Annotated in this window: 27 protein-coding genes; 16 read left to right on the forward strand and 11 right to left on the reverse strand. The window is 69.5% G+C overall.

The features are described 5' to 3' along the window. Positions 1–21: 21 nt before the first annotated feature. The 7 genes from AB5J50_RS34125 (at position 22) to AB5J50_RS34155 (ending at position 6,561) form a co-directional block, all read left to right on the forward strand. Complete coding sequence (locus AB5J50_RS34125) at positions 22–564, forward strand: F0F1 ATP synthase subunit B (protein ID WP_327431769.1); 543 nt, start codon at positions 22–24, stop codon at positions 562–564. Next, positions 561–1,382, forward strand: coding sequence for a F0F1 ATP synthase subunit delta (locus tag AB5J50_RS34130; protein ID WP_369262193.1), 822 nt, complete (start codon positions 561–563; stop codon positions 1,380–1,382). The genes AB5J50_RS34125 and AB5J50_RS34130 overlap by 4 nt, the downstream gene beginning before the upstream one ends. A 129-nt stretch (positions 1,383–1,511) precedes the next feature. Beyond that, positions 1,512–3,101 carry a F0F1 ATP synthase subunit alpha gene (gene atpA, locus AB5J50_RS34135; RefSeq protein ID WP_369262195.1) on the forward strand — a complete coding sequence of 530 codons (1,590 nt, stop codon included), beginning with the start codon at positions 1,512–1,514 and terminating at the stop codon, positions 3,099–3,101. Positions 3,102–3,122: 21 nt separating this feature from the next. Beyond that, positions 3,123–4,037 carry a F0F1 ATP synthase subunit gamma gene (locus tag AB5J50_RS34140; protein ID WP_369262197.1) on the forward strand — a complete coding sequence of 305 codons (915 nt, stop codon included), beginning with the start codon at positions 3,123–3,125 and terminating at the stop codon, positions 4,035–4,037. After that, the gene (gene atpD, locus AB5J50_RS34145; protein WP_369262198.1) at positions 4,037–5,473 is read left to right on the forward strand and encodes a F0F1 ATP synthase subunit beta; all 1,437 of its coding nucleotides are present in this window, start codon (positions 4,037–4,039) and stop codon (positions 5,471–5,473) included. The genes AB5J50_RS34140 and atpD overlap by 1 nt, the downstream gene beginning before the upstream one ends. 128 nt (positions 5,474–5,601) lie before the next feature. After that, positions 5,602–5,976 carry a F0F1 ATP synthase subunit epsilon gene (locus AB5J50_RS34150; protein ID WP_369262200.1) on the forward strand — a complete coding sequence of 125 codons (375 nt, stop codon included), beginning with the start codon at positions 5,602–5,604 and terminating at the stop codon, positions 5,974–5,976. Positions 5,977–6,114: 138 nt separating this feature from the next. Continuing rightward, positions 6,115–6,561, forward strand: coding sequence for a DUF2550 domain-containing protein (locus tag AB5J50_RS34155; protein WP_330307335.1), 447 nt, complete (start codon positions 6,115–6,117; stop codon positions 6,559–6,561). Between the two features lie 10 nt (positions 6,562–6,571). Here AB5J50_RS34155 and AB5J50_RS34160 read toward each other — a convergent pair whose 3' ends face one another. From AB5J50_RS34160 to AB5J50_RS34170, 3 genes are all read right to left on the reverse strand, one after another. Then, positions 6,572–8,410, reverse strand: a complete 1,839-nt coding sequence (locus tag AB5J50_RS34160; RefSeq protein WP_369262202.1) for a glycosyl hydrolase family 18 protein — start codon at positions 8,408–8,410, stop codon at positions 6,572–6,574. Positions 8,411–8,537: 127 nt separating this feature from the next. Then, positions 8,538–9,179, reverse strand: coding sequence for a response regulator (locus AB5J50_RS34165; RefSeq protein WP_369262204.1), 642 nt, complete (start codon positions 9,177–9,179; stop codon positions 8,538–8,540). Beyond that, the gene (locus AB5J50_RS34170) at positions 9,176–10,363 is read right to left on the reverse strand and encodes a sensor histidine kinase (RefSeq protein ID WP_369262206.1); all 1,188 of its coding nucleotides are present in this window, start codon (positions 10,361–10,363) and stop codon (positions 9,176–9,178) included. Before AB5J50_RS34170 ends, AB5J50_RS34165 begins: the two co-directional genes overlap by 4 nt. Before the next feature lie 152 nt (positions 10,364–10,515). On the opposite strand from AB5J50_RS34170, the gene AB5J50_RS34175 reads away from it, so the two are divergent. Together AB5J50_RS34175 and AB5J50_RS34180 are read left to right on the forward strand one after the other, a co-directional pair. Beyond that, positions 10,516–11,085, forward strand: coding sequence for a hypothetical protein (locus tag AB5J50_RS34175; RefSeq protein WP_369262208.1), 570 nt, complete (start codon positions 10,516–10,518; stop codon positions 11,083–11,085). A gap of 30 nt (positions 11,086–11,115) precedes the next feature. Further along, positions 11,116–11,265, forward strand: coding sequence for a hypothetical protein (locus tag AB5J50_RS34180; protein WP_369262210.1), 150 nt, complete (start codon positions 11,116–11,118; stop codon positions 11,263–11,265). Here the strand turns inward: AB5J50_RS34180 and AB5J50_RS34185 are convergent. The 3 genes from AB5J50_RS34185 to AB5J50_RS34195 are packed head-to-tail and all read right to left on the reverse strand — an operon-like array spanning position 11,262 to position 13,393. Next, on the reverse strand, positions 11,262–11,834 hold the full coding sequence (locus AB5J50_RS34185; RefSeq protein WP_369262212.1) for a cob(I)yrinic acid a,c-diamide adenosyltransferase: 573 nt from the start codon (positions 11,832–11,834) through the stop codon (positions 11,262–11,264). The genes AB5J50_RS34180 and AB5J50_RS34185 overlap by 4 nt on opposite strands. Positions 11,835–11,847: 13 nt before the next feature. Further along, the gene (locus AB5J50_RS34190; protein ID WP_369262214.1) at positions 11,848–12,597 is read right to left on the reverse strand and encodes an ABC transporter permease; all 750 of its coding nucleotides are present in this window, start codon (positions 12,595–12,597) and stop codon (positions 11,848–11,850) included. A 13-nt stretch (positions 12,598–12,610) separates the two neighbouring features. Further along, positions 12,611–13,393, reverse strand: a complete 783-nt coding sequence (locus AB5J50_RS34195; protein WP_369262216.1) for an ABC transporter ATP-binding protein — start codon at positions 13,391–13,393, stop codon at positions 12,611–12,613. Between the two features lie 98 nt (positions 13,394–13,491). Between AB5J50_RS34195 and AB5J50_RS34200 the strand changes: the two genes are divergently transcribed. The 4 genes from AB5J50_RS34200 (at position 13,492) to AB5J50_RS34215 (ending at position 18,436) form a co-directional block, all read left to right on the forward strand. Next, entirely contained in the window at positions 13,492–14,133 is a 642-nt protein-coding gene (locus tag AB5J50_RS34200; RefSeq protein WP_369262218.1) for a TetR/AcrR family transcriptional regulator, read from the forward strand. A 123-nt stretch (positions 14,134–14,256) separates the two neighbouring features. Further along, positions 14,257–15,105: a 3-hydroxyacyl-CoA dehydrogenase family protein gene (locus AB5J50_RS34205; RefSeq protein WP_369262220.1), complete on the forward strand. Its 849-nt coding sequence runs from the start codon at positions 14,257–14,259 to the stop codon at positions 15,103–15,105. 182 nt (positions 15,106–15,287) lie between these two features. Continuing rightward, complete coding sequence (locus tag AB5J50_RS34210; RefSeq protein WP_261707178.1) at positions 15,288–15,611, forward strand: STAS domain-containing protein; 324 nt, start codon at positions 15,288–15,290, stop codon at positions 15,609–15,611. A gap of 269 nt (positions 15,612–15,880) precedes the next feature. Then, the gene (locus AB5J50_RS34215; protein WP_369262223.1) at positions 15,881–18,436 is read left to right on the forward strand and encodes an ATP-binding protein; all 2,556 of its coding nucleotides are present in this window, start codon (positions 15,881–15,883) and stop codon (positions 18,434–18,436) included. A gap of 67 nt (positions 18,437–18,503) precedes the next feature. Here AB5J50_RS34215 and nucS read toward each other — a convergent pair whose 3' ends face one another. Next, complete coding sequence (gene nucS / locus AB5J50_RS34220) at positions 18,504–19,175, reverse strand: endonuclease NucS (protein WP_327431784.1); 672 nt, start codon at positions 19,173–19,175, stop codon at positions 18,504–18,506. 301 nt (positions 19,176–19,476) lie between these two features. Here nucS and AB5J50_RS34225 point away from each other — a divergent pair, with 301 nt between their 5' ends. Continuing rightward, positions 19,477–19,869, forward strand: a complete 393-nt coding sequence (locus tag AB5J50_RS34225) for an SCO5389 family protein (protein ID WP_165340641.1) — start codon at positions 19,477–19,479, stop codon at positions 19,867–19,869. A gap of 75 nt (positions 19,870–19,944) precedes the next feature. Here AB5J50_RS34225 and AB5J50_RS34230 read toward each other — a convergent pair whose 3' ends face one another. Then, positions 19,945–20,973 (reverse strand): LLM class flavin-dependent oxidoreductase, encoded by a 1,029-nt coding sequence (locus tag AB5J50_RS34230; RefSeq protein ID WP_369262225.1) that lies wholly within the window; start codon positions 20,971–20,973, stop codon positions 19,945–19,947. Between the two features lie 221 nt (positions 20,974–21,194). Here AB5J50_RS34230 and AB5J50_RS34235 point away from each other — a divergent pair, with 221 nt between their 5' ends. Further along, complete coding sequence (locus AB5J50_RS34235) at positions 21,195–21,527, forward strand: ATP/GTP-binding protein (RefSeq protein ID WP_327431786.1); 333 nt, start codon at positions 21,195–21,197, stop codon at positions 21,525–21,527. A gap of 15 nt (positions 21,528–21,542) precedes the next feature. Here the strand turns inward: AB5J50_RS34235 and AB5J50_RS34240 are convergent, their stop codons facing one another. The 3 genes from AB5J50_RS34240 to AB5J50_RS34250 all read right to left on the reverse strand — a co-directional run bounded on the left by AB5J50_RS34240 (position 21,543) and on the right by AB5J50_RS34250 (position 24,743). Further along, positions 21,543–22,388 carry an ABC transporter permease gene (locus tag AB5J50_RS34240; RefSeq protein WP_369262228.1) on the reverse strand — a complete coding sequence of 282 codons (846 nt, stop codon included), beginning with the start codon at positions 22,386–22,388 and terminating at the stop codon, positions 21,543–21,545. Beyond that, complete coding sequence (locus tag AB5J50_RS34245) at positions 22,385–23,653, reverse strand: ABC transporter ATP-binding protein (protein WP_327431788.1); 1,269 nt, start codon at positions 23,651–23,653, stop codon at positions 22,385–22,387. Before AB5J50_RS34245 ends, AB5J50_RS34240 begins: the two co-directional genes overlap by 4 nt. A gap of 202 nt (positions 23,654–23,855) precedes the next feature. Beyond that, positions 23,856–24,743, reverse strand: coding sequence for a hypothetical protein (locus AB5J50_RS34250; RefSeq protein ID WP_369262230.1), 888 nt, complete (start codon positions 24,741–24,743; stop codon positions 23,856–23,858). Between the two features lie 118 nt (positions 24,744–24,861). On the opposite strand from AB5J50_RS34250, the gene AB5J50_RS34255 reads away from it, so the two are divergent. Then, the gene (locus tag AB5J50_RS34255) at positions 24,862–25,833 is read left to right on the forward strand and encodes a hypothetical protein (RefSeq protein WP_369262232.1); all 972 of its coding nucleotides are present in this window, start codon (positions 24,862–24,864) and stop codon (positions 25,831–25,833) included. Positions 25,834–25,850 lie beyond the last annotated feature (17 nt).

Genomic DNA, 25,850 nt, shown 5'->3' on the forward strand with positions numbered 1-25,850 from the left:
CACTAGACGAAAGGCACTGACATGAGCCAGCTGCTCATTCTGGCGGCCGAGAAGGAAAACCCTCTCGTCCCGCCGATCCCCGAGCTTGTCATCGGCCTGATCGCCTTCGTCATCGTCTTCGGCTTCCTCGCCAAGAAGCTCCTCCCGAACATCAACAAGGTTCTGGAGCAGCGCCGCGAGGCCATCGAGGGCGGTATCGAGAAGGCCGAGGCCGCTCAGACCGAGGCCCAGAGCGTTCTTGAGCAGTACAAGGCTCAGCTCGCCGAGGCCCGTCACGAGGCCGCGCGGCTGCGCCAGGAGGCGCAGGAGCAGGGCGCCACGCTCATCGCCGAGATGCGCGCGGAAGGCCAGCGGCAGCGTGAGGAAATCATCACCGCCGGTCACGCGCAGATCGAGGCGGACCGCAAGGCCGCGTCTCAGGCGCTGCGTCAGGACGTCGGCCACCTGGCCACCGACCTGGCCGGCAAGCTGGTCGGCGAGTCCCTTGAGGACCACGCCCGGCAGAGCCGCGTCATCGACCGCTTCCTCGAGGACCTCGAGGAGAAGGCCGAGGCGGCTCGATGACCACGCACGGAGCGAGCCGCGAGGCCAGTGCGGCGGCCCGTGAGCGTCTCGACGCGCTGACGGACTCGACGTCCGTGGACGCGGCGCAGCTCGCCGACGAGCTGGCCGCCGTCACCGCGCTGCTCGACCGCGAGGTGTCGCTGCGTCGGGTCCTCACCGACCCGGCGCAGCCGGGCGAGGCCAAGGCCGAGCTGGCCGGGCGCCTGTTCGGCGGTCAGGTCAGCGGGTCGACCGCCGACCTGGTGGCCGGTCTGGTGCGCTCCCGCTGGTCGCGCTCGCGTGACCTGGTGGACTCCATCGAGGAGCTGGCCGCCACCGCCGACCTCACGGCGGCGCAGCGGACGGGCGCCCTCGACAACGTCGAGGACGAGCTGTTCCGGTTCGGCCGGATCGTCTCTTCGAACACCGAGCTGCGCGCCGCGCTGACCGACCGCGCCGCCACCAAGGCGGCCAAGAGCGCGCTGCTGCACAGCCTGCTCGGCGGCCGGGCCAATGCGACGACCGAGCGTCTGGTGACGCGCCTGGTGTCCGCTCCGCGTGGACGTAGCCTGGAAGCGGGACTCGAGTCCCTGTCCAAGCTCGCCGCCGATCGCCGCAACCGCATGGTCGCCGTGGTCACCTCGGCGGTCGCGCTGAGCGACGGACAGAAGCAGCGCCTCGGCGCCGCTCTGGCGAAGCTCTACGGCCGTCAGATGCACCTCAACCTCGACGTGGACCCCGAGGTCCTCGGCGGGATCCGGGTGCAGGTGGGCGACGAGGTCATCAACGGCTCCATCGCGGACCGGCTTGAAGACGCCACCCGCCGCATGGCCGGCTAGCAGCAACTCAATACGTAGTACGTACATACGGCCCTCGTTGGGCCGTGCAGAGGATTCACCTCTCTTAGGGGGGAGTCCCCATCCCCCCAAGTGAAACTTCGGGCCCAACAAGGAGAGCAGGGAACCCAGATGGCGGAGCTCACGATCCGGCCGGAGGAGATCCGGGACGCGCTGGAGAACTTTGTCCAGTCGTACAAGCCGGACGCGGCCTCGCGCGAGGAGGTCGGTACGGTCACCGTCGCCGGCGACGGTATCGCCAAGATCGAGGGTCTCCCCTCGGCCATGGCGAACGAGCTGCTGAAGTTCGAGGACGGAACCCTCGGCCTCGCGCTGAACCTGGAAGAGCGCGAGATCGGTGCGGTCGTCCTCGGCGAGTTCAGCGGTATCGAAGAGGGCCAGCCGGTGCAGCGCACCGGTGAGGTGCTGTCCGTCGCCGTGGGCGAGGGCTACCTCGGCCGCGTCGTCGACCCGCTCGGCGCCCCGATCGACGGCCTCGGCGAGATCGAGACCACCGGCCGCCGCGCCCTCGAGCTGCAGGCCCCGGGCGTCATGGTCCGCAAGTCGGTGCACGAGCCGATGGAGACCGGCTACAAGGCCGTCGACGCGATGACCCCGATCGGCCGTGGCCAGCGTCAGCTGATCATCGGCGACCGTCAGACCGGCAAGACCGCGCTGGCCGTCGACACGATCATCAACCAGCGCGAGAACTGGCGCTCGGGCGACCCGAAGAAGCAGGTCCGCTGCATCTACGTCGCCATCGGTCAGAAGGGTTCGACCATCGCCTCCGTGCGTGGCGCCCTCGAAGAGGCCGGCGCGCTGGAGTACACGACCATCGTCGCCGCCCCGGCGTCCGACCCGGCCGGCTTCAAGTACCTTGCGCCGTACACCGGTTCGGCCATCGGCCAGCAGTGGATGTACGAGGGCAAGCACGTCCTCATCATCTTCGACGACCTCTCGAAGCAGGCCGACGCCTACCGCGCCGTGTCCCTGCTGCTGCGCCGCCCGCCGGGCCGCGAGGCCTACCCGGGTGACGTCTTCTACCTGCACTCCCGTCTGCTGGAGCGCTGCGCGAAGCTGTCCGACGACATGGGCGCCGGTTCGATGACGGGTCTGCCGATCGTCGAGACCAAGGCGAACGACGTGTCGGCGTTCATCCCGACCAACGTCATCTCCATCACCGACGGCCAGTGCTTCCTGGAGTCCGACCTGTTCAACGCCGGCCAGCGTCCGGCCCTGAACGTCGGTATCTCGGTCTCCCGCGTCGGCGGCTCGGCCCAGCACAAGGCGATGCGCCAGGTGTCCGGCCGTCTCCGCCTCGACCTCGCCCAGTACCGTGAGCTGGAGGCGTTCGCCGCCTTCGGTTCCGACCTGGACGCCGCGTCGAAGTCCCAGCTGGAGCGCGGTCAGCGTCTGGTCGAGCTGCTCAAGCAGCCTCAGTACCAGCCGATGCCGACCGAGGACCAGGTCGTCTCCGTGTGGGCCGGTACCACCGGCAAGATGGACGACGTACCGGTCTCCGACGTCCGCCGCTTCGAGAAGGAGCTCCTGGAGTACCTGCACCGCAAGGAGCAGGGCCTCATGACCTCCATCAAGGAGGGCGCGAAGATGTCGGACGACACCCTCACCGCCATCGCGGACGCCATCGCGGACTTCAAGAAGCAGTTCGAGACCTCGGACGGCAAGCTTCTCGGCGAAGACGTTCCGGCCGCGGCCAAGTGACGTAAGGAAGGGACCTGACTCATGGGAGCCCAGCTCCGGGTCTACAAGCGTCGCATCCGATCCGTCACCGCGACCAAGAAGATCACCAAGGCGATGGAGATGATCGCCGCCTCGCGTGTCGTCAAGGCGCAGCGCAAGGTGGCGGCCTCCACGCCGTACGCGACCGAGCTCACCCGCGCGGTCACGGCGGTCGGCACCGGCTCGAACACCAAGCACCCGCTGACCACGGAGGCGGAGACGGCGACCCGTTCCGCGGTGCTGCTCCTCACGAGCGACCGCGGACTGGCCGGCGCCTTCAACTCCAACGCCATCAAGGAGGCGGAGCTGCTGACCGCCCGCCTTGAGGCCGAGGGCAAGGAGGTCGACACGTACATCGTCGGCCGCCGCGGTCTGGCCCACTACAACTTCCGCGAGCGCAAGGTCGTGGAGTCGTGGTCGGGTTTCACCGACGAGCCCTCCTACGCGGACGCGAAGAAGGTCGCGGGTCCGCTGATCGAGGCCATCGAGAAGGAGACGGCTGAGGGTGGTGTGGACGAAATCCACATCGTCTACACCGAGTTCGTCTCGATGATGACGCAGACGGCGGTCGACGGCCGCCTGCTGCCGCTGCGCCTCGAAGAGGTTGCGGAGGAGGCGCCCAAGGGCGAGATCCTTCCGCTGTTCGAGTTCGAGCCGTCGGCGGAGGACGTCCTTGACGCCCTGCTGCCGCGGTACGTCGAGAGCCGTATCTACAACGCGCTGCTCCAGTCGGCTGCCTCCAAGCACGCCGCCACGCGCCGCGCGATGAAGTCGGCGACCGACAACGCGGGAGACCTGATCACCTCGCTCTCCCGTCTTGCCAATGCGGCCCGCCAGGCCGAAATCACCCAGGAAATCAGCGAGATCGTCGGTGGCTCCGCAGCCCTTGCCGACGCGACCGCGGGGAGTGACAAGTAATGACGACGACTTCTGAGACGGCCGTTGCCACGGGCCGCGTCGCCCGGGTCATCGGCCCGGTCGTCGACGTGGAGTTCCCCGTCGACGCGATGCCGGACATCTACAACGCCCTTCACGTCGAGGTGGCCGACCCGGCCAACGCCGGCGAGAAGAAGACGCTGACCCTGGAAGTCGCCCAGCACCTGGGTGACGGCCTGGTCCGCACGATCTCCATGCAGCCCACCGACGGTCTGGTCCGTCAGGCCGCGGTCACCGACACCGGTGCGGGTATCTCCGTCCCGGTCGGCGACTTCACCAAGGGCAAGGTGTTCAACACCCTCGGTGAGGTGCTGAACTCCGACGAGAAGTACGACGGCGAGCGCTGGTCCATCCACCGCAAGGCCCCGCGCTTCGACGAGCTCGAGTCGAAGACCGAGATGTTCGAGACCGGCGTCAAGGTCATCGACCTTCTCACCCCGTACGTCAAGGGTGGAAAGATCGGTCTGTTCGGTGGTGCCGGTGTCGGCAAGACGGTGCTCATCCAGGAGATGATCTACCGCGTCGCCAACAACCACGACGGTGTCTCCGTGTTCGCCGGTGTCGGCGAGCGCACCCGTGAGGGCAACGACCTCATCGAGGAGATGTCGGACTCGGGCGTCATCGACAAGACCGCCCTTGTCTTCGGCCAGATGGACGAGCCCCCGGGCACCCGTCTGCGCGTGGCCCTCGCGGGTCTGACCATGGCGGAGTACTTCCGCGATGTGCAGAAGCAGGACGTGCTGTTCTTCATCGACAACATCTTCCGCTTCACGCAGGCCGGTTCCGAGGTCTCGACCCTGCTCGGCCGTATGCCCTCCGCGGTGGGTTACCAGCCGAACCTGGCCGACGAGATGGGTCTCCTCCAGGAGCGCATCACCTCGACCCGTGGTCACTCGATCACCTCGATGCAGGCGATCTACGTCCCCGCGGACGACCTGACCGACCCGGCCCCGGCCACCACGTTCGCCCACCTCGACGCGACGACGGTTCTCTCCCGTCCGATCTCCGAGAAGGGCATCTACCCGGCCGTGGACCCGCTGGACTCCACGTCCCGCATCCTGGACCCCCGCTACATCGCGGCGGACCACTACGCGGCCGCGATGCGCGTCAAGTCGGTCCTGCAGAAGTACAAGGACCTTCAGGACATCATCGCGATCCTCGGTATCGACGAGCTGGGCGAGGAGGACAAGCTCACCGTCCACCGTGCCCGTCGCGTGGAGCGCTTCCTGTCCCAGAACACCCACGTCGCCAAGCAGTTCACCGGCGTCGACGGGTCGGACGTCCCGCTGGACGAGTCGATCGCGGCCTTCAACGCGATCATCGACGGCGAGTACGACCACTTCCCGGAGCAGGCGTTCTTCCTGTGCGGTGGCATTGAGGACCTCAAGGCCAACGCCAAGGAGCTCGGCGTCTCCTGAACCAGCGCTTTTGATCGAGCACTGCTTCGTTGAAGAGGGGCGGGTGCGTCCCGCCCCTCTTCGTACGCCTACTAGACTTTGACCCAACACCCGGCAGTAACGCCGGGTGGTGACCCGAGGAGCCCACCTTGGCTGCTGAGCTGCACGTCGAGCTCGTCGCCGCGGACCGCAGTGTCTGGTCCGGCGAGGCCACCCTGGTCGTCGCGCGTACCACGTCCGGCGACATCGGCGTCATGCCCGGTCACCAGCCGCTTCTCGGTGTGCTGGAGTCGGGCCCGGTGACCATCCGTACGAGTGATGGTGCAACGGTCGTCGCCGCGGTGCACGGCGGTTTCATCTCGTTCGCCGACAACAAGCTGTCGCTGCTGGCCGAGATCGCCGAGCTGTCGGACGAGATCGATGTCCAGCGCGTGGAGCGGGAGCTCGAGCGCGCGAAGGCGGAGGGCGATGCCTCCGCCGAGCGTCGCGCGGACGTCCGCCTGCGTGCGGTGGCAGCGCGCTGAAACCAGCGCGCACGGAATGATGTGACTCAGCCGCGGCCGGGACTGGAGATATCCAGACCGGGCCGCGGCTGAGGCGATGCGGGTGCTTTTTTCCGTTTCATTACCTGCTTTACCTAGGAGACGAGGAGGTCGGTGTCGATGGTCCTCGCTCTGACTGTGTGCGGGTTGGTAGTGGCGCTCGTGGTGGTGGGGCTGTTCGTCTTCGGCCTCCGCCGCCGGCTGATCCAGCGCTCCGGCGGAACGTTCGACTGCAGCCTGCGCTGGGACGTCCCCGAAAAAGGCGACCCCAACGGCAAAGGCTGGAGCTACGGGGTCGCCCGCTACAACGGCGACCGCATCGAGTGGTACCGCGTCTTCTCCTACGCCCCCCGACCGCGCCGCACGCTGGAGCGCTCGGCGATCGAGGTGGCGGGCCGCCGCGCCCCCGAGGGCGAGGAGGAGCTGGCGCTGCTCTCCGACGCGATCATCCTCGTCTGTCTCCACCGCGGGACACGCCTTGAGCTGGCGATGAGCGAAGACGCGCTGACCGGTTTTCTCGCGTGGCTGGAAGCAGCCCCGCCCGGTCAGCGCGTCAATGTCGCTTAGCGCTTAACGCTTAGCTCAGTCCGCTGTTGATGGCGCTCACGAGCTCGCCGCTGCTGGTGTCACCGCTGAACTCCCAGAAGAACGCGCCGCCCAGACCCTGGGTCTTGGCCCACGCCATCTTCGTACCGATGGTGGTCGGAGTGTCGTACGACCACCAGTTGCTGCCGCAGTGCGCGTACGCCGTGCCGGCGATGGTGCCGGTGGACGGGCAGGACGTCTTGAGGACCTTGTAGTCCTCGATGCCCTGCTCGTACGTGCCTGTGGCCGGGCCCGTGGCCGTGCCGCCCGGCGCGTCCTGGGTGACTCCGGTCCAGCCGCGTCCGTAGAAGCCGATGCCGATCAGCAGCTTGCTCGCGGGGACGCCGATCGCCTTGAACTTGGCCATCGCGTCGGCCGTGGTGAAGCCGGCCTTCGGGATGCCGCTGTACGAGGTGAGCGGGGAGTGCGGGGCGGTCGGGCCCTGCGCGTCCCAGGCGCCGAAGAAGTCGTACGTCATCACGTTGTACCAGTTGACGTACTGCGCGGCGCCCGCGTAGTCCGCGGCCTCGATCTTGCCGCCGGTGGAGCCGTCGGCGGTGGTGGCCGCGGTGACCAGGTTGCTGGAGCCGAACTTGGCGCGCAGCGCGGACATCACGTTCTTGAAGGCCGCCGAGCCGCTGGTGTCGCAGGACAGACCGCAGGCGTTCGGGTATTCCCAGTCGATGTCGATGCCGTCGAAGACGTCGGCCCAGCGCGGGTCCTCGACCAGGTCGTAGCAGGACTGGGCGAAGGCGGCGGGGTCGGCCGCGGCCTGTCCGAAGCCGCCGGACCAGGTCCAGCCGCCGAAGGACCACAGCACCTTGAGGTTCGGGTACTTGGCCTTCAGCTCACGCAGCTGGTTGAAGTTGCCGCGCAGCGGCTGGTCCCAGGTGTCGGCGACGCCGCTGACCGACTGGTCGGCGGTGAACGCCTTGTCGTAGTCGGCGTAGGAGTCGCCGATCGCGCACTTGCCGCCGGTGACGTTGCCGAAGGCGTAGTTGATGTGCGTGATCTTCGCGGCCGAGCCCGACGTCACCAGGTTCTTGACGTTGTAGTTGCGGCCGTAGATGCCCCACTCGGTGAAGTAGCCGAGCTTGACCGCGCCGCTCGTGGTCGGCGGGGTCGTGGTGCCGCCGGTGGTGTGCACGGCGACCGCGCCGCTGACCGGTCCGGTCTGGTCGGCGGTGTCACGGGCCTGGACGGTGTACGAGTAGTCGGTGCCGGCGGTGAGACCGGTGTCCGTGTACGAGGTCGTCGTCACGGTCGCGACCTTGGTGCCGCCGCGCAGGACGTCGTAGTTCTTGATGCCCTTGTCGTCGGTGGCCGCGCTCCAGTCGAGCTTCACCGAGGTGTCGGTGATCGAGGAGGCGGTGGGAGTGCCGGGCGCGGAGGGTGCGCTGTCGCCGGGGACGGTGGTGCCGCCGTCACAACTGCCGCCGTTCAGCAGACAGTTGGAGGGCGAGCCGGAGCCGGCGCCGTTGAAGCCGAAGGAGACGGAGGCGCCTGCGGCGAGGGTGCCGTTGTAGGACTTGTTCTTGGCGGTCCAGTGGGTGCCGGAGGACGTGACGTCCGCGTCCCACGCCGACGTCACCGACGTACCGGAGGGGAAGTCCCACTCGATCGTCCACGAACTGATCGCGGTGGTACCGGTGTTGGTGACGGTCCACTTGCCCTCGAAGCCTGTACCCCAGTCCGAGGTCTTGGCGTACGTGGCGGTGGCGCTGGTGGCCGCTTGGGCGGGGCTCGCGAGGCCGACCAGCGCGGCGAGCGGGAGGAGCAGGGTGGTGAGTCCTGCCACGGTTCGTTGTCTGGCTCTCTGCCGGAAGCGCATGGATGCCTCTCCTCGGGAGTCGTGGGTGTCGTGGGCATGGCTAAGCGCGGTGCGGTGAGAATAGAAAGGTCTGGACCATAGGTCAATAGGTCTGGACCAGTGGGTGGATGCCTGTGCTCCTGCTGTGTTAGACGTCCAACTCCCGTGCGAGAACGGCCGCTTGGACCCGGCTGCGCAGCTCCAGTTTCCCCAGCAGGCGGCTGACGTGGGTCTTCACCGTCGCCTCCGCCATGTCCAGACGGCCCGCGATCTCCGCGTTCGAGAGCCCCTCCCCGAGGCAGGACAGCACCTCCCGCTCCCGGCGGGTCAGCGCTTCCAGAACGGCCGGGTCGGCCGTCGGCTCCCGTACGGGCTTCGCCGCGAACTCGGCGATCAGCCGGCGCGTGACCGCCGGAGCGATCAGCCCCTCGCCGCGCGCCACCGTCCGCACCGCCTCCAGCAGGTCCTTCGCGTCGGTGTCCTTCAGCAGAAAGCCGGAGGCGCCCGCGCGCAGCGCCCCGAACACATACTCGTCGAGGTCGAAGGTGGTGAGCACCAGGACGTCGGCGAGCTGCTCGGCGACGACCTGACGGGTGGCGGAGACCCCGTCGAGCCGGGGCATCTGGACGTCCATCAGGACGAGATCCGGCCGGAGTCCACGGGCGAGCGCGACCGCCCGCTCCCCGTCCGCCGCCTCCCCGACCACCTCGATGTCGGGCGCGCTGCGCAGGATGAGGACGAGCCCGGCCCGTACGGCGGACTGGTCCTCGGCGACGAGCACGCGGATCATGCGTCTTCTCCTTGGGACAGGGGCAGGGCGGCGCGTACGGTCCAGACCTTGCCGGTGGGGGAGTCCTCGGGGCCGGCCTCGAAGGTGCCGCGCAGGAGGGCGACTCGCTCCCGCATGCCGACCAGCCCGGCGCCCGATCCCGGGGCCCGCGGCCCGTCCCGGTCGCCGTACGGACTACTCACCCGCACCGTGAGCGAGCCGTCCGGCTGGGCGAGCGTCACGGTGACCTGGCCCGGGGAGGCGTGCTTGAGGGCGTTGGTCAGGGACTCCTGGACGATGCGGTACGCGGCGAGCTCGACCGGAGCGGGCAGCCGGTCCTCGTGCGCCGTGTCGAGGGCGACGTCGAGTCCGTTGGCGCGGGCACCCGCCAGGAGCGCTTCGAGGCCGTCAAGGGTGGGCGCCGCGGCGGGCTCCTTGTCGCCGCTGTCGTCGCGCAGGATGCCGATGAGCCGGCGCATCTCGGCGAGGCCCTCGACGCTGTTCTCGCGGATGACGGCGAGGGCGTCCTGGGACGTTTTCGGGTCGTCGAGCGAGAGCGCGGCGGTCGAGTGGATGGCGATCGCGGACAGGTGGTTGGCGACCATGTCGTGCAACTCCCGTGCCATGCGCGCCCGTTCGGACGTGACCGCCTGGGTGCGGTCGACCTCGGCGAGCAGGGCGGTCTGTTCGGCACGTAGGCGCTCGGCGACGGCGGTGTCGCGATGGTTGCGGACGATCCAGCCGGTGGCGGCCGGGGTGAAGGTCACCAGGCCGGTGAACGCCCCGATCAGCAGTCCCTCCGGCTTGCGCCAGGCCGCGACGGGCCACACCGTGGCGATCACCGTGATCAGACCGGTGATCCAGGGGATGCGCCGGGCCGCACCGGGCGAGCCGTACAGGACGGCCGCGTACACGAGGTCCGTGAACATCACGACGGTGGCCAGGCTGCCGCGGGTGAGCAGGTCGGCGGTGAGGGCCGCGGTGCCGATGAGCAGGGCGGTGCGCGGCCGCGTACGGCGCATCAGCTCACAGCCGGCCATGACGACCAGCGGAACGAGGACCACCCACGTCTGGTCGACGAGGGAGACCGGGTCGTCCGGCGTACGGCTGTAGAGCCCGACGCCCCACAAGACGAGCCCGCCGAGCAGGCCGCCGACGGCGATGCGCACGTCGTCGCGGTGCGGGCGGGGGAGTCGGTAGGCCATGACTCCATCCAACATGGCGTACTGGCGGCTCGCCTTCTCCCCTGGAACGGTCCGTGACTACATCGAAGGATGCAGTCCCGCTTCGTCACCGCCGACGACGCATCGCGCCCGTGCGCACATGAGCCTGGAAAGGTGACCGAGAGGAGCGAACCGTGATCGTCGCACTGATCATCGCCTGTGAGGTCGGCTTCTGGGTAATGCTGGCCGCCGGCCTCGCCGTCCGCTACCTGCTGAAGCGGCGCCGCACCAGCGTGGCCCTGCTGCTGTGCGAGCCCCTGCTGGAAGTGGTGCTCTTCGTGGTGACGGCGATCGACCTGAAGAACGGCGCCGAGCCGAGCTGGGAACACGGCCTCGCCGCGCTCTACATCGGCTTCACGGTCGCGTACGGCCACTACACGATCCGCCGGCTCGACGGCTACGCGGCCCACCGCCTCGCGGGCGCCCCGCCCCCGCCGAAGCCGCCCCGCTACGGGATGGCGCGGGCGGGGCACGAAGGGAAGATCTGGCTCCGTACGGTCCTGGCGGCCGCGGTCGCCTGTGCTCTCCTCCAGGCCGCGATCTGGTACGTCGGCGACGGCAACACGGAGTCCCTGCGGGCCTTCCAGTGGGTGGCGCTGCGCGCGGCCGTGATCCACGGGTTGATCGCGCTGACCTATCTGATCTGGCCGAAGAAGGGGCCGACGGTGGGCCCCGAGCGGTCCCGGACGCTCACGAAGCTCTGAGTACGCAGGAGAAATGCGAAGGGGGTGCGCTTGGCAGTGGGCGAGGGGACCCTCTTCGCCGACTGGGCCCGCCTCACCGCGCAAGCCGCCGTCGCCCCTTACGGCGAAGGCGGCGAGGAGCACCGAGCCGTCCTCGCCGCCTGGGAAGCCGTCGGTGTGGCCGTCGGCGGTGGAACCTAGCGTTCGCCCCCCGGCACCCACAGCACGTCCCCGACGTCACCGTTCGCCGTGCGGGCCAGGATGAAGAGGAGGTCCGACAGGCGGTTGAGGTAGGTCGCGGTGAGGGGGTTCATCACCTCGCCGTGGGCCTCCATCGCCGCCCACGTCGAGCGCTCGGCCCGGCGGACCACCGTGCACGCCTGGTGCAGCAGCGCCGCCCCGGGGGTGCCGCCGGGGAGGATGAAGGAGCGGAGTTTCTCCAGGCGTTCGTTGAAGTGGTCGCAGTCCGCTTCGAGTTTGTCGATGTAGAACTGTTCCACTCGCAGGGGCGGGAACTGCGGGTTCTCGACCACCGGCGTCGACAGGTCGGCACCGACGTCGAACAGGTCGTTCTGGACGCGGGTGAGGACCTTGACGACCTCCTCGTCCAGGCCGCCGAGCGCGATCGCCGTGCCGATCACCGCGTTCGCCTCATTGGCGTCGGCGTACGCCGAGATCCGCAGGTCGGTCTTGGAGACTCGGCTCATGTCGCCGAGGGCGGTGGTGCCCTGGTCGCCGGTCCTGGTGTAGATGCGCGTCAGATTGACCATGAGCCCAGCGTAGTTACGCTCCGGCCTTCCGGAAGACCCGTGTGCCCACCGTCACGGCGAGCACGGTGAAGCCGAGGGCGACGAGGGCGCCGTACAGCATGTGGGCGGTGGCGTACGAGCCCACGTATGCGTCCCGCACCGCGTCCACCAGATAGCGGAGCGGCATGAAGTGCGAGAGCACGTCCAGCCAGCCGGGGGCCAGTGTCATCGGCAGCATCAGGCCGGACAGCAGCATGGACGGCATGGTCAGCGCGTTGATGGCGGGGCCGAACTCCTGCGGCGTACGGACCTTCATGGCCAGGGCGTACGAGAGGGAGGCGAGGGAGAGCGTCAGCAGGGCGACGAAGGCGAAGCCGATCAGGATGCCGGCGAGGGGGGCGCGCAGCCCCATCGCCACCGCCGCCAGTACCAGCAGTACCGCCTGGAAGACGAAGACGGCGGCGTCGCGCAGCACCCGCCCCAGCAGCAGGGCGAGGCGGCTCACGGGGGTGACCCGCATCCGCTCCACGATCCCCTGGTTCTTCTCGATGATGATCGTGAATCCGGCGAACGCGGCTCCGAACAGCCCGAGTTGGAGCAGCAGCCCAGGGACCAGGATCTGCCAGGAGCTGCCCCGGGAGCCGAGCGGGAGGCCGGTCAGCAGCGGGCCGAAGAAGAGAAGGTAGAGGAGCGGCATCAGGACGCCGAAGAGGAGCTGGAACTTGGAGCGCAGGGTCTGGCGGGCGTAGCGCCCGAAGATCAGGGCGGTGTCGTGCAGAAGCATGTCGTCGTACGTCCTATACGGCCACGGGGGTGGCGTCCGCCGGCGTCGGGCCGCGGCCGGTGATGGCGAGGAACGTGTCCTGGAGCGTGGCGTCGATCGAGCCGCCGTGCGCCAGTTTCAGTGCGCTCGGCGTGCCCTCGGCGACGACCACGCCCTTGTCGACGATCACCAGCCGGTCGGCGAGCGCGTCCGCCTCGTCGAGGTAGTGGGTGGTGAGGAAGACCGTGGTGCCGTGCTCGTCGCGCAGCCGGCGGACGAGGTCCCACAGGTCGGCGCGGCTGCCGGGGTCCAGGCCCGTCGTCGGCTCGTCGAGGAACAGCACCTGTGGCCGATGGGTGAGGCCCATCGCGATGTCGAGACGGCGGCGCCGGCCGCCGGAGAGTGCCGAGGTCCTGCGGTCCAACTCCTCGGTGAGGTCGAGTTCGCGCGCCAGCTCCCCGGCCCTCTCCATCGCCTGCGTCTTCGTCAGGCGATACAGCCGCCCCTGGGTGACCAGCTCCTCCCGCACGCTCACGTGTGGGTCGACGCCGCCCGACTGGGCGACATAGCCGCAGGCGCGGCGCACGCCGGCCGGGTCGGTGGCGAGGTCGTGGCCCGCGACGGTGGCCGCGCCGCCGGTGGGCGGCAGCAGGGTCGTGAGCATCCGGAGGGTGGTCGTCTTGCCCGCGCCGTTCGGGCCGAGGAAGCCGAGGATCTCGCCCGGCCGCACGGTGAGGTCGATACCGCGCACCGCCTCCACCGGGCCGCGCTTCGTCTGGAAGGTACGGGCCAGACCGGCCGTACTGATGATTGCCATGCCGTACAGAAAAACAGAGGCGATGAAATTTTGCAATGACACCAAGATTTCTGTGGCTCCAAAATTTCAGGAGGTGCACCGAAAGCTACGATGCGGGCATGGCTGAGGGACTCAGGGAGCGGAAGAAGCGGCAGACCCGGCAGTACATCTCGGATGTCGCCACCGGGCTGTTCCTGGAGCGGGGCTTCGACGCGGTGACGGTCGCGGAGGTCGCGGAGGCCGCGAACGTCTCCGTGAACACCGTCTACAACTACTTCCCGACGAAGGAGGACCTCTTCCTCGACCGCTCCCAGGGAATCGTCGAACGGCTCGCCCGCTGGGTGCGCGGCCGGGAGGAGGGTGAGTCGGCCGCCGCCGCCGTGCTGCGCGAACTGCGCGAGGAGGTCGAGGCGGTCTCGCCCCGGCTCGGTCTGATGGACGGTTATGCCCGCTTCATGGAGGTCATCCACGACGCTCCCGCGCTCCGCTCGCGGCTGTGGGCGATCGGCCAGGAGATCCTCGACAACCTGGAGGTGGCCCTGCGTGAGGAGACCGGCGCGCCCGACGACGACCCGCTGCCCGGGCTGATCGCCGGTCAGATCAACTGGGTGCACCAGACCGTGATGTCCGTCATCGGCCGGGAGATGATGACCGGTCGAAATCCGGACGAAGTATCACGCGAAGTGCTCGTTCTCCTCGACGACATGGAGGAGCTGTTGAGCGAGAAGGTCCTCAACTACGCCGTACGGGCGGTGGAATGACCCGTGCCGGTGTGATGTCCGTCCTATGAGACGTGACGCGCATTACTTACCGGTCACACAGCCCCTCGCGAACGCTATGGTCCGCCGAAGAGGTGTACTAAACAGCATGTAAGGGGAGTCGGAGTGGCACGCAAGCTCGCCGTCATCGGAGCCGGACTCATGGGGTCCGGTATCGCCCAGGTCTCCGCGCAGGCGGGCTGGGACGTCGTCCTGCGCGATGTCACCGACGAGGCGCTGACCCGTGGCGTCGACGGCATCAGGGCCTCGTACGACAAGTTCGTGAGCAAGGGCAGGCTCGAAGCCGCGGACGCCGACGAGGCGCTCGCGCGCATCACCGCCACCACCGACCTGGACGCGGTCGCCGACGCCGACATCGTCGTCGAGGCGGTCTTCGAGAAGCTCGAGGTCAAGCACGAGATCTTCCGGGCGCTCGACAAGATCGTCCGTGACGACGCCGTGCTCGCCTCGAACACCTCCGCCATCCCGATCACCAAGATCGCGGCCGCCACCGAACGCCCGGAGCGGGTCGTCGGCGTGCACTTCTTCTCGCCGGTGCCGATGATGCAGCTCGTCGAGCTGGTCCGCGGCTACAAGACGAGCGACGAAACGCTCGCCACCGCGCGGGAGTTCGCCGAGTCCGTCGGCAAGACCTGCATCGTCGTCAACCGGGACGTGGCGGGATTCGTGACCACCCGTCTCATCTCCGCGCTCGTCGTCGAGGCCACCAAACTGTACGAGTCCGGCGTGGCCACCGCCGAGGACATCGACCTCGCCTGCAAGCTGGGCTTCGGTCACGCCATGGGCCCGCTGGCCACGGCCGACCTGACGGGCGTCGACATCCTGCTGCACGCCGCGAGCAACATCTACACCGAGACCCAGGACGAGAAGTTCGCGCCGCCGGAGCTGATGCGCCGGATGGTTGACGCCGGTGACATCGGGCGCAAGAGCGGGCAGGGCTTCTACAAGCACTGAATCACCCACTGAAACCGCACGTGCCTCTGGAGTATCACTCCATGAGGTGAATTCGGTATCGGTTCGCTTACAGACGGCAACCTCTGCGCCCTTTCGGCAGTCAGACGGTGCACAACACAGAACGACAGCCAGAACGCGAACAGACAGACGCGGAGTACGAGACGCACTCTCGGGGAGCGCATATGTACATCAGGGGCGACCACGCCGAGCTGGTCGTCGGGGGCCGCCTCGACGTACGCAGCGCGGCGGACGCCCGTACGGTCCTGCACTCGGCCGTCGACGACGGAGCCGGCGACCTGGTGCTCGACCTGTCCGAACTGGACTCCTGGGATGCCACCGGGCTCGGTGTCATCATGGGGGCCCACCGACGGGCCGGGCGGTGCGGCCGACGGCTCGTGCTGCGCGGCGTACCACCGCAGATGCAACGCCTGCTGGTCGCCACCCGGCTGCACCGGATCCTGGCGATCGAGGGCGGCATCGGAGTGGAATCCCTGCCCCGGGTGTGAGACCCGGGGGCCTGCACCACCCCGGGGGTGAGACCTCGTACACGCGTCCTGACCGGCGTACGAAACGCACCACGCGCACAATCCTCACGAAGCTGTGACGTCTCGGACGGCGCGGTACCCCGACTGTTCGGAGATACTGTGCGAAGGTTTAGGGTTCGGCTGCCCGCCGACCGAAACCCTACGAGCGGGCACCGGACCAGAAGCGACAGCGCGGTGTGCAGCAAGGCCGGGAGGGGCTCGGCACACGACGCTTTTGGGGGGCTTGGAACATGGACCCGAACACCCGGGGACCCGAAGATTACGGCCATGACGACGACGGCCAGGCGCCTCGCTCGCGCCCGCCTCGCGATCCGCTCACGACCGACCTGGGCCAGCACACACCGGCGCTCGCCCGCACCGTCCAGCTCGTCTCGGGCGACTTCCTGCTGACGGTCAACCCCGTCGACGGCAGCGAGATCGAGAACTGCCCGCCGCACGAGCGGCCGCAGCGCCCGGTGAAGTTCAGCGCCGCCGAGCGCACCGAGCTGGCCCGCACGGCCCAGCCGCCCGTCCCGCCGGGACCCGCGCAGCCCCGGCTGCCGCTCCTGGAGCGCCAGGAGGAGCGCGAGCGGCTCGTACGCCTCCTCGCGCGCGGGCGCTCGGTACGGCTCACCGGACCCTCGGGATCGGGCCGCACCAGCCTCCTCGACGCCGTCGCCGACGACTGCGCGGACCTCGCCCCCGACGGCGTCGTACGCCTCTCCGGCTACCGGCGCACGGCGAGCGACCTGCTGCACGACCTCTTCGCCGCCGTCTACAGCGCACCCCTGTACCGCCCGGAACGGGACGAACTGCTCCAGCTCGTCCATGAGATCGGCGCGGTCGTCGTCCTCGACGACGTGGAGTTCGGCGGCAGCGCGCTCGACGAGCTGCTCGACGCCACCCCCGAGTGCGCCTTCCTCATCAGCACGACGCCCGACGTCGCCGCGCCGTCCGCCGACTCCCTCCTCGAAGAGGTGTTCCTCGGCGGACTCGACCGCAGCGGCGGCCTCGAACTCCTGGAGCGGGCCGTCGGCCGCGTCCTCACCGAGGACGAGTCGAACTGGGCCGGCGACCTCTGGTTCGAGTCCGAGGGCCTGCCCCTGCGCTTCATGCAGGCGGGAGCGCTGCTGCGGCAGCGCGACCAGCTGCGGGCCAGCGAGAGCGCCGTCGACGAGTTCGGCGTCTTCCAGAACATCCCCGTCGACGCGCCCTTCGACGCCGAGGACGGCGACGATCACGACGTACCGCTGCCGTCGCTCGCCGAAGGCGCCGCGCCCGCCGCGCTGCTCGCCTCCCGGCTGAGCGACTCGGCCCGCGCCACCCTGCGCTTCGCGGTCGCCCTCGGCGGCGAGGTGCCGCACCAGGCGCACCTGCCCGCGCTCGTGGGCGACACCCACGCCGACGCCGCCCTCACCGAACTGGCGAGCTGCGCGCTGGTCTCCCCGGTCGGCTCCCGCTACCGGCTCGCCGCCGGCGTGCAGGCCCAGCTGGAGGCCGCCGGATACGCGGACGGCCTTGAGGAGCAGGCGCTCGCCGCGGCGAAGCACTACACCTGGTGGGCCGGGCACCCCTCGGTCACCCCGGAGCGGGTCTGCGCCGAGGCCGACGCGCTGCTCGCCGCGCTCACCGTCCTGATGCCGCTCACCACGGCCCCGCTCGACGAGCAGGACGAGAGCGTCGCCGTAGAGCTGGCGCGCACGGCCGCGCCCGCGTTCGCCGCGGGGCTGCACTGGAGCGCCTGGGATCGCACCCTGCGCTCCGGCGCCGAGGCCTCCCGGCTCTCCGGCGAGGTCTCCGAACAGGCCTACTTCCACCACGAGTTGGGCATCCTCGCGCTCTGCGGCGGCCAGCTGGACCGGGCCCGCGCCGAGCTGGAGGCCTCCATCGGGCTGCGCGGCGCCCTCGCCGACAAGCGCGGCACCGTCGCGGGCCGCCGCGCCCTCGCGCTGGTCGCCGACCGCTCCGGAGCCACCCTGGCCGGCGGGCGCACGGCGGCGGGGGAGGAGGTGCCCGACGCGCGGCACGAGGAGTCGGCGTCGCCCCCCGGTGGCGTACCGGCCGCCTTCGTGATGGCCGAACCGCCCGGCGAACCCACCACGTTGGTCACCCACCGGGCCGAGCCCGGCGGCCCCGCGCCCAAGCGCGTCGGCGTCGCGGGCCGGCTGGTGAGCGGCACCCGGCGCAACCTGGTGGCCGCGGGCGCCGGCGCGCTCCTCGCCGCCGTGCTGGGCACCGTGGTGACGCTCGGCGCGACCTCGGACCACAGCAACGACACCCCGTCCGAGAAGGTCGGCGTCAATCCCTCGGCCAGCCAGGGCAGCGACGACGACAGCCTCGGCGCGGACAAGGCCAAGAAGGGCGGCGACTCCGACACGGGCACCGCGGCGACGCCCACGGATCCTGGTCCCGACGGTACGTACGGGACGTCGGACGACCCGACGCCGTCGGACACGGGCACGGGCAGCGGTACGCCGTCCGACGACCCGAGCGGCACGCATACGTCGGGTACGCCGTCGAAGTCGCCGTCCACTTCGCCCTCGAAGTCGGCGACGACCAAGCCCCCGTCGTCCACGACGAAGCCGCCGTCGAGTACGCCGACCACTTCGTCGCCCACGCCCACGACGACTCCGACGCCCACGGAGTCGCCCACCGCATCGACGGAGCCGACCACGTCGGACTCCGCCAGCGGCCCCGCGTCGAGCAGCGCCCCGGTGACTACGTCGGCCAGCGCCCCGGAGAGCAGCGTCACCAGCGCTCCGGCGAGCAGCACCGGTGCCACATCGCCGGGCGGCGCGGTGATCTGACCGTACGAAGCGGGAGGGCCGGGTCCACGACGTGGACCCGGCCCTCCCGCTGTAGTCGTCCCCGCGGTCAGAACAACCGCAGCTTGTCGTCCTCGATGCCGCGCATCGCGTTGTAGTCCAGGACCGCGCAGCCGATGCCGCGGTCGGTGGCGAGGACGCGGGCCTGCGGCTTGATCTCCTGGGCGGCGAAGATGCCGCGGACCGGCGCGAGGTGCGGGTCGCGGTTCAACAGCTCCAGATAGCGCGTGAGTTGCTCCACGCCGTCGATCTCACCGCGCCGCTTGATCTCCACGGCGACGGTCTGGCCGTCGGCGTCCCGGCACAGGATGTCGACCGGCCCGATGGCCGTCATGTACTCGCGGCGGATGAGCGAGTAGCCCTCGCCGAGCGTCTCGATGCGGTCGGCGAGGAGCTCTTGAAGGTGTGCTTCCACGCCGTCCTTGATCAGGCCGGGGTCCACGCCGAGTTCGTGCGAGGAGTCGTGGAGGATCTCCTCCATCGTGATGATGAGCTTCTCGCCCGCTTTGTTGATGACGGTCCAGGTGCCTTCGTCGTCGCCGGAACCCTCCTTCAGCGTGCAGGGCGGCGACATCCAGTTGAGGGGCTTGTAGGCCCGGTCGTCCGCGTGGATCGAGACGCTGCCGTCCGCCTTCACGAGGATGAGGCGGGGGGCCGACGGGAGATGGGCGGTGAGCCGGCCCGCGTAGTCCACGGAACAGCGGGCAATGACGAGACGCATGGTCGGCAACGCTACTCGACGGGCGGTGGTGCACGCGATTCGCCCGCCCGTCTCCCACCACCACCCTCAACCGAGGGCCCTCCGGTCCCGCCCCTTTCTTCCTGGAAGAACCCTGTTCGGTGGTGGCTGATTGTGTGCCCACTGGGAGTTCGCTATGTGCGCATTCTCCTGGTGCCGTCACCGTCCGTTGCTTACCGTATAAACGGGAGGTCGCGATGCGTGTACTCAGCGTGTTCGATATCGCGAATTCCCTATCCCTGTCCGGCAACCCCCGAGGTCTGGGGGTGCGAGAGGAGTACCCATGTCGCTCGACGTCTCACCGGCCCTACTCGAACAGGCCGAGCGAGGCGAGGTCGACGAAGCTGAATTCGTCGACTGCGTCCGGACCTCCCTGCCCTACGCATGGGAGATGATCAGCTCCCTGGTGGCCCAGCTGAAGGTGGACGGCGGCAACTTCGCCGACAACCAGACGCCTCCGCCGGACGAGCAGGCACGTGGCCAGCTGCTGCGTGCGCTGGCGAGTGACGCGATACGCGGCGCGCTGCAGCGGCACTTCGGAGTGCGGCTGGCCTTCCAGAACTGCCACCGGGTGGCGGTGTTCCCGCTGGACGCCTCAGTGGACGACACACTGGCACGCTTCACCTCGGTCCGCAGTCAGCTGCTGAACCAGTCGCCGGAGTTCCGGGACTGCTGACGCGGTGACGCAGCACTGCTTGCCGCTCCGTACGCGGGAGGTGCATTTGTACTGGGGCGGCAAGCTCCCCGCGCGTCACCTGAGGTGCGGCAGCACCTCGGCGCCGAGACGCCGTACGTTCTCCTCCGTCGCCGCCAGATCTCCCGAGCCCTCGACGAGCAGGGCGAAGCGTGAGATGCCGGTCCGCTCCGAAGTCGCCGCGAGTCGGTCGGCGCACAGCCGGGGGGTGCCCACCGGGTGCAGCCCGCAGAGCAGTTCGGTGTACGCCAGGGGGTCCCGCATCGAGCGGGTGCGGCCGTCGACCGTCACATGGGCGTCCAGCCCCTGCTTCAGCCAGCCCGGCATCGCCTTGAGGAGCGTCTCGGCGGCGTCGGTGCGACGGTCGGCGATCTGGCAGACGCCGGCGGACACATGGGCCGCCGCGAAGATCTCGTCCGCCGGGCGCCCGGCCGCGCGCGCGTACTGCCGCCACAGCGCGACCATTTCGGCCTTCTCCTCGTCCCCGATGTGCATCCCCAGGAGCATCGGCAGCCCGCGCTCGGCCGCGAGCCGCATGCTCGCCGGTGAGGTGCAGGCGACGACGACCTCGGGCCCCGGAGCGCCGCTCAGCGCCTCCGACGGCCGGGGGACGACGGGGACTTCACGGAAGCTGAACCGCTCCGAGGTGCCCCGCACCGACGGCTCGCGCAGCCAGCGCACCAGGAGATCGAGTGACTCCGGGAACCCCTTCTCGTACGCCTCCAGTCCTGAACCGAAAACCTCCAGGTCGACCCAGGGGCCGCCGCGTCCGACGCCCAGTGAGAACCGTCCGCCGGACGTCAGATGCAGCAGCGCGGCCTGCTCGCCGAGTGCCACGGGGTGGACCGTGGGCAGCACGCTGACCGCTGTGCCGACCCGGATCCGGCTGGTGCGGCCGAGCAGGAACGCGGCGAGGGTGATGGCCGACGGGCAGGTGCCGTACGGCACGAAGTGGTGCTCGCCCAGCCAAACCGAGTCGAGCCCCGCCTCCTCGGCGACCTCGGCGGACCGCACCGCCCGGTGCAGGGCCTCCCCCTGGCCCTGTCCCGGGAACTGGGCCGCCAGTACAAAACTTCCTACGTGCATCGCACTTCCTGCTTCCTCGGCTCCGACGCGGAGCTCCCCCACCCGGCATAACCGCATGACACGTGCCGAAGTCACGGGCTGGCGGAGAGATTTGCGGATTGTCTGCGAAATGGGCCGCACGGTGGGGGATCTGTACGGGTTGGTGGAGTACGCGTACCCCGGTGCGCGCCGCGTAGGCTGGAGATGGCCCCTGCTCCCTGTATAGCTCCGTGAGGTGTCCTGTGTCCCCGCGTCGCAACCGCCCGAAGGCCGCCGATGCGTCCGGCAGTAGTGCGGACGAGGAGCGGTCCGGCCGATATGGCGGCTGGCAGTCCACCGAGAGCTGGCAGGGCGAGGAGTGGAGCGTGCGCCATGTGGCGGGCGCGAGCGCCGAGGGCAAGACCTACCGGTGCCCCGGCTGCGACCAGATGATCCCCTCCGGTGTCCCGCACGTGGTGGCCTGGCCGGAGCACTCGGGCGTCGACGAGCGGCGCCACTGGCACAAGGCCTGCTGGAACGCGAAGGACCGCCGCACCTCTCGGGTGCAGCGGTCCCGTAACGCGCCCAGGTTCTAGGGCAGTTCCCCGGGGTCAGACGTCCCGGCGCTCCAGCAGCACGAACGCGCCGACGATCGCCGCCGCCGTCACCCCGGCGAGCAGACCGAGCTGCGCGCCGCCGTGGCCGCTCTCGGTGTCCAGCCGGAAGATCCTGGCGAGGGCGTTCGGAGCGTTGTACTCCTGCATCTTCTCGCCGATCGTGCGCATGCTGTCGGACATCATCAGGAACGCGGGCATGATCGCGGGCACCAGCACCACACCGAGCATCGTGGTGATCGCGCCCGCCGAGTGACGCAGCATCGAGCCCACCGCGAGCGCGAGGACGCCGAGCAGCGAGACGTACAGCGAGCCCATGATCACCGTGCCGCCCCAGGACACGTTCGAGGAGCTGCTGTGCATCCCCGAGGTGATCAGGCCGACGAAGCCGATCGCGAACGCCGACACGACGAACGCCACCGCGAAGAAGATGATCAGCTTCGCGGTGAGCACCCGGTGCCGCTGCGGCGAGGCCGTGAACGTCGTACGGATCATGCCCGTGCCGTACTCGGACGAGACGACCAGGACGCCCAGCGTGATCAGGCAGATCTGGCCGAGCATCAGCCCGAAGAAGGCCGGGATCGTGTACGGGACGTCGGTGAAGTCTTCGTTCGTGGTCTGCGCGGCGACCAGGAAGCCGATGCCGACCACCAGGAGCAGGAAGGTGCCGAGCGTCCACATCGTGGAGCGCACCGACTTGATCTTCGTCCACTCGGAGTTGAGCGCGTGACCGAGGTGGGTAGGGGTGACCGGGATCGGCGAGGTGTACGAAGTGCCGGGCGCCGCCTGCCAGTTGGGGGCAGCGACGGCCTGCTGCGGCATAGGGGGCTGGGGCGTGCTCATCGGGCGTCCTCGGGCTTGGTCAGGTCGGGGGCGGCGGCAGGCGCGGCGGCGGGTGCCGCGGGCGGCTGTGCGGGGGCCTGGGGCGCGGCCTGGGCGTACGGATTGACGTCCGCGGCACCCGGAGCCACGGGGGCGGCCGGAGCGCCGTAGAGGCCCGGCTGGCCCGCACCGGGGGCGGCGGGGGCGCCGTACGGGCCCGGCTGTCCCTGCGGCATCGCGAACGGCTGCCCGCCCTGCTGGGGCGGCGGCGGTGCGTACCAGCCCGGCTGGCCCTGGCCCGCCACCGGCATCTGCGGCGGCGGCATGGCACCCGGCGGCAGCTCCTGCTGGAGCCCGGCCTTCTGGTCGATGGTCGAGCGGTAGTCGACGGCGCCCTGCGTCATCCGCATGTACGCCTCCTCCAGCGAGGCCTGGTGCGGCGACAGCTCCCACAGGCGTACGTCGGCGGAGTGCGCGAGGTCGCTGATGCGGGGGAGCGGCAGACCCGTCACGCGCAGGGCGCCGTCCTGCTCGGGCAGCACCTGGCCGCCCGCCTCGGTCAGCGCGGCCGTGAGCTTCTCGCGCTGCTGCGGCTCGGTGTCCGGGGTGCGGACCCGGGCGAAGTCGGCCGAGTTGTGCGAGATGAAGTCCTTGATGGTCATGTCGGCGAGCAGCTGGCCGCGGCCGATCACGATCAGATGGTCGGCGGTCAGCGCCATCTCGCTCATCAGGTGCGAGGAGACGAAGACCGTACGGCCCTCCGCCGCGAGGGACTTCATGAGATTCCGGACCCAGAGGATGCCCTCGGGGTCGAGGCCGTTGACCGGCTCGTCGAAGAGCAGCACCTGGGGGTCGCCGAGGAGCGCGGCGGCGATGCCGAGGCGCTGGCCCATGCCGAGCGAGAAGCCCTTGGAGCGCTTCTTGGCCACGTCCTGGAGCCCGACGACGCCGAGCACCTCGTCCACCCGGCGGGCCGGGATGCCCGACAGCTGGGCCAGGCACAGCAGGTGGTTGCGGGCGTGCCGGCCACCGTGCACGGCCTTGGCGTCGAGGAGCGCGCCGACCTGGCGGGGCGCGTTCGGCAGCTTGCGATACGGGAAGCCGCCGATCGTCACCTGCCCCGAGGTGGGGTTGTCCAGGCCGAGGATCATGCGCATCGTCGTCGACTTGCCCGAGCCGTTGGGCCCGAGGAAGCCGGTGACGGCGCCCGGCCGCACCTGGAAGGAAAGGTTGTACACGGCCGTCTTGGCGCCGTAGCGCTTCGTCAGGCCGACTGCCTCGATCATGCTCCGCACCCATCGAAAGGTTCAGGACGTCGGGGCGCACGCCCCCGTAAGGGTTAGGAGGATATCGGGGCGCTGACGGTTCCACTCAAGAGAAAGTAAAACTGTGCAGGTCACATGGGGGAGAGATCGAGTAAGGACTCTTACCCGCATACCCACCTTTGTCAGGTACCCGTCGCGCCTGGTCAGGCCGGAAACGGAACCCTCAGGGCCGGTTCGGCAGCGAATCGTCCCGCGGAGGAAGGTCGTCGTACAGCTTCAGTTCCGAGTCGTCGGACTCGTAGGGCAGGAACTCCGGCTGCTCGGTGAGCCAGCCCTCCTCTCGGAAGATACGAGTGCCCCGGTGCCGCGTCGCCTCGGCGGAGCCCGCCCGGCGGACCCAGGTCTCGGGGTCCGGGCCGAGCAGTTCGCGCAGCGCGGTGGAGTCGGCGAGCAGTTCCCTGAGCAGGGTGGCCTGGTCCCCGCCGCCAGCGCGGGGGGAGCCGTTCGGGTCGGCCAGGACTCCATAGGCGCTGAAGTAGATGTACGCGGCGCCCAGTCGTTCCCCGGACGGCATGGTCATCGGGAACACGTCGCCCGGCAGCAGCGCCCGGCGGTATCCAGGGAACTCCGTGTCGTCCACGACCTTCAGCTGGGCCGCGTCCAGCCAGGTCACGACCAGCGGGGTTTCGGCCGCGGGGTCCATGTACGGCGCGGCGGCGACGTATCCCGCCGGGCTGATGTGGGCGGAGAGCCCCACCTTGATGCCGCGCACCCGCACCGGGATCATCGGCATCTCGTCGGGGACTCCGATGCGGTCGAACTTGTGGCTCACCTGGCCCGGTGCGGCGTTCGACCCCACCGAGACGACCGGGTAGCGGTCGCCGACCGATGCCTGGCCGAGCCGCTCCAGAGCCGCGTCCAGGGTCTCTTCCCCGGACGCGACGCTGCTCCGCACGGTCCAGGCGCCAAGGCGCCGCGGTTGCACGCCCAGCGCCAGCAGTTCCTTGCCGGAGAGCAGGACAGGTTCGTCGATGACGCGGCCCGGGTATGTCAGCGGCTGCAGCGCCGGGACGTCGGTGTAACCGAGTGCTTCGATGCTGCGGTCGGTCATGGAGAAGCCCTTCTGTGAGCTGGCCGGGAGTCGGGCGGACGACAGTCTGAGCCTCCCACAACGGCGTATACCCGCGACACCTGTCATCGGGCGCCGCAGGGCTGGGTGGGGGACACCGATGCGTTTACCGAGGCGCGGCCACCGGCCGCATCCCAGATTCCGTAAGTCTGTTCGCTGGTGGATAGCGGATCGCACACTGTCCGCCCTGCTGCTGCTCGCCCTGGCGGTTCTTCTGGTGTTCTCCGTGCTGCTCGCGGTGGGTTTTGTGCTGGCGGAGGACTCCTCCCGGCCCCTGGGGGAGCGCCTGTGGTCCCGTCAGCTGCTGGATGTGACCCTGGAGGTGCTGCGCGCCTGCGTGGGCACGGACAGCCTGTCCGTCGAGGGCGCGAACACCGCGCAGGAAGTACTGTCGACCGTCGCGTCGTTGACCGGCGCACTGGTCCCGGCGACCCTTCTGGGAATCGCGCTCATCAAGGTGTTCACGGTCCGGCCGGTCGTCTGGCGCAGGAAGGCCAGCATCGCGCTCGCCGCGATGTCGGACTCGCCGAACTACGCGCGCGATCACCAGGGCAGTGACAAAGCGGTGATCGCCGTACGCTTCTACAACCACGTACTGAACCTGGTCATGATGGAGGCGCGTGCGGAGGCCCATCTGCGCTTCCTGGAGAAGTCGCCGCACGCCGACACGCTGGTGATGTACAAGCAGCGGCTGAAGATTCTCGGCGAGGACGGCGGGTTGTGCGACGAGCGTGTGTGGTCCGTCGTGGAGCGCGCGGCCCCGTTCACCGTGTGGATACCCGTCGGCTCCGAGGTGCCCGAGCTTCCGCTCAGCTCGCTCCAAGGCAAGGACCTGCGGGGACTTCAGGGCGTACGCATCATGGTGCGCTTCACCGCCAAGGCGGTGGGGACCGGAGCGCAGCTCAGTGACGAGCGCTGGTTCAGGCTGGACGACTCGGATCTGGAACTGGGCAAGTTCGTGTCCGTGGAACCGGATCTCGACGTTCATGTGAGCAGGTGGAAGGGGTGGAGGGAGTTCGACGAACTCCAGCCCGACGCCCCGCCGGAGGACTCCGCGCCTCCCGCTTCCTGAGCGGTCACACGCCTGTC

The organism is Streptomyces sp. R35, assembly GCF_041053035.1.
GTDB classification, from domain to species: domain Bacteria; phylum Actinomycetota; class Actinomycetes; order Streptomycetales; family Streptomycetaceae; genus Streptomyces; species Streptomyces lutosisoli.

Bases quoted from the DNA above. Each gene is read 5' to 3' on its own strand.
- AB5J50_RS34125 (WP_327431769.1), top strand. From the start codon at position 22: ATGAGCCAGCTGCTCATTCTGGCGGCCGAGAAGGAAAACCCTCTCGTC.
- AB5J50_RS34130 (WP_369262193.1), top strand. From the start codon at position 561: ATGACCACGCACGGAGCGAGCCGCGAGGCCAGTGCGGCGGCCCGTGAG.
- atpA (WP_369262195.1), top strand. From the start codon at position 1,512: ATGGCGGAGCTCACGATCCGGCCGGAGGAGATCCGGGACGCGCTGGAG.
- AB5J50_RS34140 (WP_369262197.1), top strand. From the start codon at position 3,123: ATGGGAGCCCAGCTCCGGGTCTACAAGCGTCGCATCCGATCCGTCACC.
- atpD (WP_369262198.1), top strand. From the start codon at position 4,037: ATGACGACGACTTCTGAGACGGCCGTTGCCACGGGCCGCGTCGCCCGG.
- AB5J50_RS34155 (WP_330307335.1), top strand. From the start codon at position 6,115: ATGGTCCTCGCTCTGACTGTGTGCGGGTTGGTAGTGGCGCTCGTGGTG.
- AB5J50_RS34160 (WP_369262202.1), bottom strand. From the start codon at position 8,410: ATGCGCTTCCGGCAGAGAGCCAGACAACGAACCGTGGCAGGACTCACC.
- AB5J50_RS34165 (WP_369262204.1), bottom strand. From the start codon at position 9,179: ATGATCCGCGTGCTCGTCGCCGAGGACCAGTCCGCCGTACGGGCCGGG.
- AB5J50_RS34170 (WP_369262206.1), bottom strand. From the start codon at position 10,363: ATGGCCTACCGACTCCCCCGCCCGCACCGCGACGACGTGCGCATCGCC.
- AB5J50_RS34185 (WP_369262212.1), bottom strand. From the start codon at position 11,834: ATGGTCAATCTGACGCGCATCTACACCAGGACCGGCGACCAGGGCACC.
- AB5J50_RS34190 (WP_369262214.1), bottom strand. From the start codon at position 12,597: ATGCTTCTGCACGACACCGCCCTGATCTTCGGGCGCTACGCCCGCCAG.
- AB5J50_RS34195 (WP_369262216.1), bottom strand. From the start codon at position 13,393: ATGGCAATCATCAGTACGGCCGGTCTGGCCCGTACCTTCCAGACGAAG.
- AB5J50_RS34200 (WP_369262218.1), top strand. From the start codon at position 13,492: ATGGCTGAGGGACTCAGGGAGCGGAAGAAGCGGCAGACCCGGCAGTAC.
- AB5J50_RS34210 (WP_261707178.1), top strand. From the start codon at position 15,288: ATGTACATCAGGGGCGACCACGCCGAGCTGGTCGTCGGGGGCCGCCTC.
- AB5J50_RS34215 (WP_369262223.1), top strand. From the start codon at position 15,881: ATGGACCCGAACACCCGGGGACCCGAAGATTACGGCCATGACGACGAC.
- nucS (WP_327431784.1), bottom strand. From the start codon at position 19,175: ATGCGTCTCGTCATTGCCCGCTGTTCCGTGGACTACGCGGGCCGGCTC.
- AB5J50_RS34225 (WP_165340641.1), top strand. From the start codon at position 19,477: ATGTCGCTCGACGTCTCACCGGCCCTACTCGAACAGGCCGAGCGAGGC.
- AB5J50_RS34230 (WP_369262225.1), bottom strand. From the start codon at position 20,973: ATGCACGTAGGAAGTTTTGTACTGGCGGCCCAGTTCCCGGGACAGGGC.
- AB5J50_RS34240 (WP_369262228.1), bottom strand. From the start codon at position 22,388: ATGAGCACGCCCCAGCCCCCTATGCCGCAGCAGGCCGTCGCTGCCCCC.
- AB5J50_RS34245 (WP_327431788.1), bottom strand. From the start codon at position 23,653: ATGATCGAGGCAGTCGGCCTGACGAAGCGCTACGGCGCCAAGACGGCC.
- AB5J50_RS34250 (WP_369262230.1), bottom strand. From the start codon at position 24,743: ATGACCGACCGCAGCATCGAAGCACTCGGTTACACCGACGTCCCGGCG.
- AB5J50_RS34255 (WP_369262232.1), top strand. From the start codon at position 24,862: ATGCGTTTACCGAGGCGCGGCCACCGGCCGCATCCCAGATTCCGTAAG.